Source organism: Candidatus Chordibacter forsetii (genome assembly GCF_964187505.1).
GTDB lineage: Bacteria > Verrucomicrobiota > Verrucomicrobiia > Opitutales > Seribacteraceae > Chordibacter > Chordibacter forsetii.
Genome location: NZ_CAXLML010000185.1, coordinates 1 through 10,916, shown reverse-complemented (window position 1 = coordinate 10,916; position 10,916 = coordinate 1). Strand labels below are relative to the sequence as shown.

Here is a 10,916-nt window from a genome sequence, read left to right as displayed (position 1 = left end):
GCCCTGGCTATTACGGGCGGGTGGGCTTACTTTCGCCCTTAAGCCCACCCGCCCGTAATAGCCAGGGCAAGAAAGCTAAAGAGCAGGCCAAAATTTACTAGATGCCTCATTCACCCATCAGTGGCCGGGCTTACTTGGATTACCAAGAGGTTTGGATCCATCAAATCCAATTAACTTTCTTAATTCCGATATATGAGACTTTCCTATTTCTCGGGGGTTGGCATTATGTTTTTTACACAAGGCTGCAGCAAAACCTGTAGCGATCCCCATTTGCCCACAGGTATTCATCACCCGAGGTCCGCAAAGCCCAACATGAGTGCAACTAAAACAACGACCCGCCATCATTAGGTTGGTAAGATTCCTAGAATAAAAACTACGAAAAGGGATGTAATAGTGACCACCGGTATGTCGAAACATAGCAGCAGATAGAAAATCCTGCTTTGAGCCCTTTAGTTTTCGCTGGAAATGACCATCCACCTCTCTTTTCTCAACGACCACGGCATCCGAAAATTCTCTGCGTTCGACCGCATCATGCATGTCATAAATATGATCACCCATGATCCTCCGGGATTCACGCTTCCCTCCGACATAAGCCACCCATGCCAAACGATTAGGCGCATATTTTGGGTTTTTCTTGGCATTGGAAAAACTTCCGAAAATAGCCCGTAACATGTGATCCCGAATCGCCTCAGCATCATCAATTTGATTTAACTTATTCTCTGAATATTCCCAGTACCATTCCCCATTGATCGCAGCATGATTTCCTGCCACGGGTAAAGCCCATGGAACCTTGGGGAAGTCCTGTTTGGTCTTGGAACGCACACTGTTCCAAAGCACGCTTGTCCCCATTACCCGATTGTCTGGTTTTTCAGGACTCCAAAGGTCTCCATACTTATCCCACCCCTCATTGTGCTCAGAGGCAGCCTCCCGGCCGTAGCGATAATCCGCACCTGCCCAATATCCTAGCCAGCCATCACCAGTGGCATCAATAAAAGAAGGGGCACTAAATCGTTTAATCCGGCCCGAATTAACTTCCCTAGCTTCAACACTTACAATTTGATTACCTTCCTTTTCCAGACCACAGGCAAGGTGATGAGCAAAAAGATCAACGCCAGATTGAGCCATGGCCTGTTCCCGCTTTTCCTGATCATTTTTTGCCTTAGCATGGCCATTGGGATAGTGAGCGGTATCTATCTTTTTTAAGATTTTGGTACCGTATCCATGGATACCCAAAGAATGTACTCGTACCTCTTCACTCGCATTCCCCCCGAATAAGGGACGATCCTGGATTAGGGCTACTTTGAGCCCCTGCGACCGAGCAGCCAAAGCGGCACCACAACCGGTCATGCCTCCTCCAACGATCACGACATCAAAAGAAAATTCCTCAATTTTCTCCTTGGCTCGCCCCGAGACCTCATCCTTCCAGTCAGATAACTCCTTAAGGTCTTTACTGGGTAACACAGGATTGGTTTCCTGAGTGAAATAAAGAGCGTCACAGCGGCCATCAAATCCAGTCAAGTCTTTCAGGGCCACTTTGATATCCCCTGCCTTTTTAATGTCGATGGATCCACCCTTTTGCCAATGCCAGGACTCATCCGTATGACCAAAAGTTTCCTTTACCGGTTTGCCATCCACCCATACTTGAAAACGGCCTGGCGATTCCCAATCTCCCTTACACCAGTCACGATTGCGTACCCACAAATGCCAGGTGCCAGCTAAAGGAAGGCTTACCGTGGTAATGGCATCCTGTACCGGTTGACCCATGCCATGAGCAAGAAGGTAATTCCCTCCCATTTGTAGGTAGTGCTGGGTATCTAACTTCCAGCCTCCCAATTCAGCAAAGCCGGAAGCTTCCACCAATACGCCCGACCGGCTCAAGGCCGAACTGGGACGGGCACCCATTAAATAACTGGGCGAGAGAAGGGAGGTAACCCCTACCCCGCCGATTACTCGAAGAAATTCACGTCGTTTTGAATACTGATTCATAATTTTTTATTTTATGGAAATTTAAGAAAGTATGTTTTTGACCACATGTCCATGAACATCGGTTAATCGGTAATCTCTGCCCTGAAACTTATAGGTAAGCTTTTTGTGATCCACGCCCATCAGGTGAAGGATCGTGGCGTTAAGGTCATGCACATGGACAGGGTCGTTTGTAATATTGTAGGAAAAATCATCAGTTGCTCCATAAGAAAATCCTTTCTTCACCCCAGCTCCTGCAAGCATCATGGTGAAGCACCTAGGATGATGATCACGACCATAATTGTTTTCTGTCAATGCACCCTGAGAATATATCGTACGGCCAAACTCGCCGCCCCATACAATTAAGGTATCATCCAGTAAGCCTCGTTGCTTAAGGTCGGAAATCAAAGCAGCCGTAGGCTGGTCCACATCGCGGCATTGACCACGAATCTGCTTGGGTAGGTTGCCGTGTTGATCCCAGCCCATATGGAACAATTGAATGCAGCGGACATCCCGCTCGGCCATGCGTCGGGCAAGCAGGCAATTTGCGGCATAGGAACCGGGCTTACGGACATCCGGTCCATACTGATTAATTGCACTTTCAGGCTCCGTTGAAAAGTCCAGTAAGTCAGGCACACTTGCCTGCATTCGAAAGGCCATCTCGTATTGGGAAATACGGGCGTCAATATCGGGATCCCCAACCGTTTTATGATCCATACGGTTAAGTTTGGCCAAGTCATTAAGCATGCCCCGCCTCATTGCACGGTCTATCCCCGGAGGATCAGACAGATACAACACCGCATCTCCACTGTTACGAAACTTCACCCCTTGGTAACGGGTGGGTAAAAATCCGGCACCCCACAGACGGTCATATAGGGGCTGGCAACTGGGACGGCCTGACCCAAAGGAGGACAAGACCACATAGGCCGGTAAGTCCTGATTGGATGCCCCCAATCCGTAACTCAGCCAGGAACCAAAACTTGGACGCCCCGCAAGCTGGTGCCCAGTTTGAAAGAAAGTCATCGCCGGGTCATGGTTGATCGCTTCGGTGTGCATCGACTTAATGAAGCACAATTCGTCCGCCTGTTTAGAAAGATGGGGCAAGAGCTCGCTTATCCACTGGCCTGATTGGCCATGCTGGGCAAATTTAAAAATACTTGGTGCAATCGGGAAACTTTTTTGACCCGAGGTCATCGTTGTCAATCTTTGGCCTTTGCGTATCGATTCTGGAAGATCATTGCCTCGTTCCTTTTCCATCATCGGCTTAGGATCAAATAAATCCATCTGGGAGGGTGCACCTGACTGAAATAGATAGATCACCCGCTTCGCCTTGGGGGCAAAATTGGGAAACGAGGCTATTGATGGTGAAGAAGCCTGGCCTCCCTTAGGTAGTAAACCGGCAAGTGCTGCCGCACTTAGTGCAGCGGCTCCATTGCGTAAAAAAATTCTACGGTTTAAAAAGTCCTGAGCCGCTAAGCTAGCTGGCTTTTGTTCAAGTAATTGTGAAAATGCATTCATTATTGTTCTTAGTTTTTCATGATTACACGGTCAAGATTCAGCAAAATATTAGCTGTGCTGGTATAGGCTGCTAATTCGACTTCATCCAGCCCCGACCGAGATGTAGAAGATCCTTGGTTGATCAAACTCTTTGCTGCTTCTGGGTTTTCCAAGAACCTCTTTCGTCTTTTATTAAGCCCATCTTGTAAAATGGATAAAGTCTCCGCATTCGGCGAACTACCAGTGGCCAACCTATAACCTAAAATCAATCTGTCTTCGGAATTTTTGGCTGATTCAATACTCAGCATTTTCTCTGCGAGTGCACGGGCTGCTTCCACATAGGTAACTTCATTCAGCAAAGCCAAAGCTTGAAGAGGGGTATTGGTTCTTGAACGCTTAGGCATACAAATTTCACGATTGGGAGCATCGAAAAGAAGCATGGAGGGCGGGGCTGCGGTGCGTTTCCAAATTGTATAAATACTGCGCCGATACAACCCGTCCCCCTGATCTGCTTTATAATTGAGCAGATTTCCAAAGGTACTGGTTTCATCCCATACTTTCTCGGGCATGTAGGGCCGGGCACTGGGACCACCAATCTTTGGCACAAGGAGACCACTGGAAGCGAGTGCCTGGTCCCGGATAATTTCTGCGGGCAACCTAAGTCTTGGGCCCCGGGCGAGTAGACGGTTATCAGGATCCTTCTGGTAAAGACTTTCACTGGCAGATGAACTCTGCTGATAGGTCTTACTCAGCATAATGAATTTGATCATCGCTTTCATATCCCATGAGTGAGCAGAAATCCCGTTTAGATTTGGTAAAGCAGTGGGTTGAACAAATTCAACGGCCAACCAATCGAGAAGATCTGGATGGGACGGCCATTCAACCTGCGAACCAAAGTCTTCGGAAGTCTTTACGATCCCCACACCAAAAAGTCTCTCCCATAAACGATTGACCCAGACCCGAGCCGTGAGTGGATGTTCACCAGTCACCAACCACTGAGCAAAGCCCAAGCGGTTCATGGGGGCACCATTGGGTAATGGAGGCAATGCCGCTGGTAATGCCCTACCCACTTTTTCTCTCTTTTGATCGTATTCTCCCCGGTGCAAAATATGAGCGTCCCGCCGAGTTTTTCTTTCCTGCATGACCAAGGTAGAAGGAACCTTATCCATAAATTGATTAAACTTCTCTCTAGCCTTCTTAACCTCTATCTCAGCAACTTTTAATGGAGTCTGGGTATTTTCCCGAAAATGCTTTTTGAGAACTTTTTGATCCACGGATGAATTCTCGGCCAATGAATCAAGTAAAGAAACCAAATGGGATGGAAGCATAAATTTCTGATTTAAATCCGCGTAATTTTGAGAGGCCAATGAGATCCTAAATTTACCAATGTTATGATCCGAATATTTGGACTTATGATAGAGGGAAACTTGTAAGCTAGCTCCCTTGGGCACAGCCACCGGCTTTTTAGCTAAAAAGATTGCTTCTCTAGGCACACGGTTTTTTTCTTCAAACGTACCAATCGCCCACCCGGATGCATTGGCCCTGTTTAAGTGTTTGGCATTTTTAAGAATATTTTCAACCGGCCATTTGGGTTGTGAATAATCTGCTTTGGCACGATCCCATTCGATAAAAACGGGCTTTTTTTCCTGATCCTCGAATATAAATTTTGTCTCAATTCCAGTGAGTACAAAATTTCCATTACCTGCCCGGCCCGGCCCCCCAGAGGGAAGAGTCTCATCCCGTAGTACTTCCAAACGCAAAGCGCCAACATGAGAAAGGTTGAGATCTCCGTTCAGATGGTAAACATCCCCTTGCGGGTTTTTGCCTCCTACGAGCAAGGAACCATCCGCTTGTTTACCTATCTTACTCCCAAGCTTGGAAATAGCAGATTTGTCCTCAAATGGGGACCATAAGTTTTCCTGTTTTCCCTCCAGGACTTTCCTTCGCTCTGTTTTTTTCCATTCCTCAAAAGCAGAATCTATTTTTTTCTCAGCTTCTTTGACGGCAACTTCCGCTTGTTGAATTGATTTTTGTAAATTCACTTTCCTCTGCTTTTGCTCCTCATTGAGTACTTTCAAAATTGGTGGGGTGTTGACTCCAAATTTGCCTCTTGGGTGAAGTACACCCGATTCTTCCACTGAATTAAAAAACGCAAAGAGTTCATAGAATTCCTGCTGGGAAATGGGATCGTACTTGTGATCATGGCAACGGGCACAAGTTAAGGTGAGTGCCATCCAGGTTGACCCAGTTGTTTCCACTCTGTCGATCACAGTCTCCACAAACCACTCTTCCTCAATTCTTCCCCCTTCTCCATTAAGCCGATGATTACGGTTAAAGCCAGTGGCGATGACTTGGTCTTCCGATGGGTTGGGCAAGAGATCCCCGGCTAATTGCTCAATGGTAAATTGATCAAAAGGAAGGTTACGGTTAAATGCACCAATCAACCATTCCCGCCACATCCAGATATCCCGGCTTCCATCACTCTGGAATCCATTGCTGTCTGCGTATCGGGCTAAGTCCAACCATTCCAGAGCCATCCGCTCGCCAAAATGCTTCGATTCCAATAGACGATCGAGTTGTTGCTCGTATGCAGACTCAGAACCATCCGCTAAAAATGAATCGATTTCCTTAACCGTTGGCGGTAGACCAATAAGGTCCAGACTGGCACGGCGCAACAAAGTCTCCTTGTCTGCTGGTTGATTCAGGGTCATTCCCTCGCTCTGTAACTTTCTCAAAATAAATGAGTCCACCGGATGCTCAGCTACACCAGCTGGAACGCCCGGTCTTATTGGTTTTTCAAAAGACCAATGTTTTTCATAATTAGCACCCTCCTCGATCCATCTTTCCAAGACTTTCTTTTGCTCAGGGGTAATCGATTTCTCGCTACCTAAAGGAGGCATGTGTTCCTCATCGTCCTCAGGCAAATGGATACGAAAGATCATTTCACTTTCTTCCAAATCTCCGGGCACGATAGCCGAAAAACCAGACTTGCCTGGTTTTTGAGAAAATTCCTCAAGGTCCAATCGTAAACCACCCTGCCGGTCCGCTTCATCCGGACCGTGGCAATGAAAACAAGCATCAGAGAGAATGGGACGAATGTCCCGATTAAACTTTAATTTCTGCTCCTCCCCGAACAAACAGGGAAATGAAACAAAGCAGATAACAAGAACCCATTGAAAAAATCTTCTCATAACTTTGGACTTTTAATAAAACTCCAATACTGGTGGCGCGTAGTATGGATGATTGTGATTAGCAAAGGCGTGAATCATTCCTGATGGACGAGTTTCAAAAGTTTCGCGGACAATCAATAATTTACCATGCCCTGATTGTACGAACTTTTTTAATGCATCAGTCTCAATTCCATAATTGCCGAACTGCTTGCTTCGAGGGATGGAAAAGGTTCCTAATTGTTCAGCTTGTTCAATTGGAGGTGCTTTCGCCCAGAGCAAGCCTTCTCCCCAGGATTCCTTGATCCCATACACCGCGAAAATATTTTCTTCGGGAAGGTGGGAACGTAATCCATTGGCTGGGACTAAATTGAGGCTAAGGCGAATCTTTTTATATTGGGTAGGATCGACATCACTTATGTCGAATTCAAGTAATGCCCGACGGTCAAAAGAAGGAAGAATATCGGTACTTTTGACTAACAAAACATCATTGGACAAGTAAAGGTCACGCTGATCGTTACGAATAATACTGGTTGAGTTCCTACCTGCAAAAACTCTTTTTATCTCAGCACTAGCAGGTATCTTTTTTTCGCCTTCTCCTTCTTTCATGGGGGATACAATTCCCTTTTCAATCGATATAGTTTGGTTATCAACCAAACGGACTTCTGACCCGCTTTCTGGGTGATGCACCCCAATTTCACCATCTATAACCTCAAATGAGGAAACATTTTTTATCGGATCTACGACTACAGCAAAACTAGTACCGTAATCAATCGCGTAACCATCCGGTGTTTCCAGCACAAAACCAATAGCTTGTTCAGGAACCTCCACCATGACCATACCTGCAACCAACCGGGTTTTCATTACAGAGATAAGCTCAACTTCTGCCGGACCCTCCAAAACAAAATTGACTCCAGATCGAAGTTCTATGGATGCCAGACCCGTGCGAAGTTTCAAAGTGCCAGGAATAAGCTCAGATCCTGGAGTCGTAGGTAAATCACTTTCCCAGGCTGCATCTTCGCATGACTGGATGGTGGCAATTTTAGGTTCTGAAAAAAGAAAGTATCCCGATGAACACAAAAAAAGAATCAGCAAACAGGCTGAAGCTGACCAAGCATATTCACGCCAAGAAAAAGAAATAAGTCGGGAAGCTTTGTTCTCTTGATCAACAGATAAACTGAAATCATCCAGCTTGGTATCAATCGTGCCCAAATCTAAAAGAAAAGAACGGGCATCCTTATTTTCTCTCAACAAGGTTTGTAAGGAACCAAATTGAGAGGCTGAAAGACGATCGTCCAGATACCCGAGTATTAACTCTTTTTCTTCTTCAGTCATTCTAAGACTCCTGTATTCAAGGCGATCATTTTCCGATTCATACAATCACGAAGTTTGATACGGATACGTGCGAGTTTTTGATAAAAGGCTCCTTCGGTCCTACCAAAATCTTTCGCCAATTCTTTCTTGGATACCTTGGGGCTGTAAGCTTGCTGAACTAATACTTTCTCAGGAGCCTTTAACTTTTTCAGGCATTTATCCAAGGCCGACAATTGCAACTGTCTACGGGTCACCTGCTCTTCGGCATCGATGCCAATTTTTGTGATAATATCCTCGTCCAAGACCAATCGATCCCGGGCCTTCTTTCTTCTGAACTTCAAAACCTCAAACCGTGCGATCAAACATGCCCATGCTCCAAACTTTTCCGGTTGCTCAAGCGTCTCGAATTTCCTCCAGGCAACCAAGCTTACTTCCTGCATGATTTCGTCCACTTCCTCCGGTCTTATGACACAGGAACGAATGTAAGACCTTAAACCACTCTCATGCTTTAGAAAGAGCTTTAAAAAAGCCTCATTATTTGAGGTATTATGTCCATTAGATACCATTGCTACCCATAACGCTACCGATAGGTATAAAAATCAACGGTTTAACTGCCAGTTTTTTTAAAAATTATTTTGAGATTCTCCATTTGACCTTTTGAAAATCGTGCGAGTAGAGTTGGAGTTATGAAACAAAAAGTCCATTTATTAATAATTCTCAGTTTAAGTCCACTTACCTTCCTTGTAAGCTGCGGACAACAAGGAGAGGCCAAGCCGTATCCCTTGGATTATTGCTTGGTTGGAGGGAGTGACCTTGGCGATATGGGAGAACCCGTTTCCTATGTCCACGATGGTCAAGAATTCAAATTCTGCTGCAAACCCTGCATTCCAAAATTTAAGAAAAATCCTGAAAAATATATTCAGGAATTAAAGGAGGAAAGTGAAGGCATTTAAGCCTGATGTCCGAAATTTACTACTTCTTCCCAATCCTTTTTTTTCTTCAACTCTCTTGGCTAGGAATCCTTGCCGGAATCCTCACGGCCAAAGACCACTATAATTTAGAAAGTGGATTGTTAACCAAGAAAAACCTGCTGATAACCTCAATTCAAGTCTGTGCATCAGGAGGACTCATTTCTCTTATGATTTGCGGGCATCTTGCCAATGCAATCATCCAGGCGTTGGGCTACATATTTTGTTTTACTATTTCCCTGAAAATGGCGAGGCAAAGAATCGACCAAACACTCACCTCAAGGGCTTGGGTTAAATGGTTTGTCTTTTTCTTAGCAGTAATCTGGCTTTGGCAATTTATACTATTATTCAACTACGCGAGTATGGAATGGTTTATGATCTTTTTCATCTTACACGCTGTACTTTTAATAATAACAACCGTTTACAGATTTTTGTTAAAAAAAAGAGGTGCAAAAAAATCAAAAGTTAGGAATGCCAATATTGGCATAGCTTTTTGTACGTACCTGTTTTATGTACAAATAACGTCATTTGGCACCGCAATTGCATTTGATTGCGGGATTTAACAGTAACTTTAAATTCAAGATTGAAAAATAATTTAAGGAGTAGCGAGACCAATGAATTGTAATGTTTAGGTTACTTCAACGGGAAAAAATTATAACGAGTAAGTCCATATTTTTTGTAAAAGGTATTGCCCTGTTATTTTCTTCATCAATCTTACATGCCGAAGATTTGAGAAGGCCAAATATCATCTGGATTATTGCAGAAGATATGTCGCCCGATCTCGGTTGCTACGGAAATCAAGTAGTCACGACCCCCAACATTGATGGTCTGGCAGAGAAAGGGATGCAATTTACCAATGTCTATACGACCAGTCCTGCCTGTTCACCAAGCAGGACAGCCCTTGCCACTGGTGTATTCCAAACAACTCTTGGTGCCCATCACATGCGTTACAGCAAGGAACTCATGCCTACCCTTCCCCAACCGGTGAAAACATCACCTCAAGTGATGGGTGAAAGAGGATATTATACAGGAAATATTAAAGGTTTTGGTGGAACCGGAAAGGATGACTGGCAGTTTAAGACATCGAAGAAAACATGGGATACTCACTTATGGAAACAGCTAGTCAAAAACCAGCCATTCTTTGCTCAAATCAACTCAAGAGAGTCCCACAGAGGTTTCTATCCTTCGAAAAATATTCCCAAGGAGAAGATCGTAATCCCTCCTTACTATCCAGATCACCCGGTAACCCGAAATGATTGGGCCGGATATTTTGAAAGCATCAACCGTTTCGACAAACAAGTCGGTGCGATTATTAAGCAACTTCAAGATGACAATCTCGAAAAGAACACCATCATTTGCATTCTTTCAGATCATGGAAGGCCCATGATTCGTGGAAAAAACTGGCTCTACGATAGTGGGACTCATATCCCTCTAATCATCTTCTATCCAGAAGGAGTAAAACATCCATTTGGATACAATTCAGGCACCAAAAACTCATCCCTCATAAGTGCTATTGATCTTGTTGCGGAGACAATACTCATGACCGGAGGTACCATTCCTGACTGGATGCAGGGCAGAAGCTTCCTCCAGGAGAATTCCAAGCCCCGAGAGTTCGTACATAGCGCTGCTGATCGATTCGGGGATGTGGATATTTGCAGTCGATCTGTCCGATCAAGCAAGTACAAATATATTCGCAATTTCAAGACCGCTGGTTCAATCAACGAATATACCACCGCATACCGAAGATCAACACACCCGATTTACCACTTGTTAAATATAATGGGAGAAAAGAATTTACTGACTCCCGTTCAGGCAAAATTACTTACGACCTTGGAGAGTGAAGAATTGTATGACATAAAGAACGACCCCTATGAAACCGTTAATCTAATAGGGAAAACTAGTTTTGAAGAAGTTCATCATCAACTTAAGAGGCAATTAGAGGACTGGCTTGCAAACAGCCAAGATCAAGGGCTTCAAAGCGATAGCGACGCCATCATTGAGCACTTCA

At 44.8% G+C, this 10,916-nt stretch carries 8 protein-coding genes; 3 read left to right on the top strand and 5 right to left on the bottom strand.

Translation table 11 applies throughout. From position 1 onward, the window contains the following. Positions 1-117: 117 nt before the first annotated feature. From ACKPQ4_RS08205 to ACKPQ4_RS08185, 5 genes are read right to left on the bottom strand one after another with little or no spacing between them, the layout of a single operon-like run. Positions 118-1,986: an FAD-dependent oxidoreductase gene (locus tag ACKPQ4_RS08205; protein ID WP_407680704.1), complete on the bottom strand. Its 1,869-nt coding sequence runs from the start codon at positions 1,984-1,986 to the stop codon at positions 118-120. A 21-nt stretch (positions 1,987-2,007) separates the two neighbouring features. Beyond that, positions 2,008-3,480 carry a DUF1501 domain-containing protein gene (locus ACKPQ4_RS08200; RefSeq protein ID WP_407680703.1) on the bottom strand — a complete coding sequence of 491 codons (1,473 nt, stop codon included), beginning with the start codon at positions 3,478-3,480 and terminating at the stop codon, positions 2,008-2,010. A gap of 8 nt (positions 3,481-3,488) precedes the next feature. Next, positions 3,489-6,650 carry a PSD1 and planctomycete cytochrome C domain-containing protein gene (locus ACKPQ4_RS08195; RefSeq protein WP_407680702.1) on the bottom strand — a complete coding sequence of 1,054 codons (3,162 nt, stop codon included), beginning with the start codon at positions 6,648-6,650 and terminating at the stop codon, positions 3,489-3,491. Positions 6,651-6,662: 12 nt separating this feature from the next. Continuing rightward, complete coding sequence (locus ACKPQ4_RS08190) at positions 6,663-7,961, bottom strand: hypothetical protein (protein ID WP_407680701.1); 1,299 nt, start codon at positions 7,959-7,961, stop codon at positions 6,663-6,665. Further along, on the bottom strand, positions 7,958-8,506 hold the full coding sequence (locus tag ACKPQ4_RS08185; RefSeq protein WP_407680700.1) for a sigma-70 family RNA polymerase sigma factor: 549 nt from the start codon (positions 8,504-8,506) through the stop codon (positions 7,958-7,960). Before ACKPQ4_RS08185 ends, ACKPQ4_RS08190 begins: the two co-directional genes overlap by 4 nt. Before the next feature lie 120 nt (positions 8,507-8,626). Between ACKPQ4_RS08185 and ACKPQ4_RS08180 the strand changes: the two genes are divergently transcribed. The 3 genes from ACKPQ4_RS08180 to ACKPQ4_RS08170 form a co-directional block, all read left to right on the top strand. After that, positions 8,627-8,893, top strand: coding sequence for a YHS domain-containing protein (locus ACKPQ4_RS08180; protein ID WP_407680699.1), 267 nt, complete (start codon positions 8,627-8,629; stop codon positions 8,891-8,893). 5 nt (positions 8,894-8,898) lie between these two features. Continuing rightward, entirely contained in the window at positions 8,899-9,471 is a 573-nt protein-coding gene (locus ACKPQ4_RS08175; protein ID WP_407680698.1) for a hypothetical protein, read from the top strand. A gap of 61 nt (positions 9,472-9,532) precedes the next feature. Continuing rightward, positions 9,533-10,916 (top strand): sulfatase family protein (locus tag ACKPQ4_RS08170; RefSeq protein WP_407680697.1); only part of this gene is annotated, 1,384 nt, incomplete at its 3' end.

Bases quoted from the DNA above. Each gene is read 5' to 3' on its own strand.
- ACKPQ4_RS08205 (WP_407680704.1), bottom strand. From the start codon at position 1,986: ATGAATCAGTATTCAAAACGACGTGAATTTCTTCGAGTAATCGGCGGG.
- ACKPQ4_RS08200 (WP_407680703.1), bottom strand. From the start codon at position 3,480: ATGAATGCATTTTCACAATTACTTGAACAAAAGCCAGCTAGCTTAGCG.
- ACKPQ4_RS08195 (WP_407680702.1), bottom strand. From the start codon at position 6,650: ATGAGAAGATTTTTTCAATGGGTTCTTGTTATCTGCTTTGTTTCATTT.
- ACKPQ4_RS08190 (WP_407680701.1), bottom strand. From the start codon at position 7,961: ATGACTGAAGAAGAAAAAGAGTTAATACTCGGGTATCTGGACGATCGT.
- ACKPQ4_RS08185 (WP_407680700.1), bottom strand. From the start codon at position 8,506: ATGGTATCTAATGGACATAATACCTCAAATAATGAGGCTTTTTTAAAG.
- ACKPQ4_RS08180 (WP_407680699.1), top strand. From the start codon at position 8,627: ATGAAACAAAAAGTCCATTTATTAATAATTCTCAGTTTAAGTCCACTT.
- ACKPQ4_RS08175 (WP_407680698.1), top strand. From the start codon at position 8,899: ATGTCCGAAATTTACTACTTCTTCCCAATCCTTTTTTTTCTTCAACTC.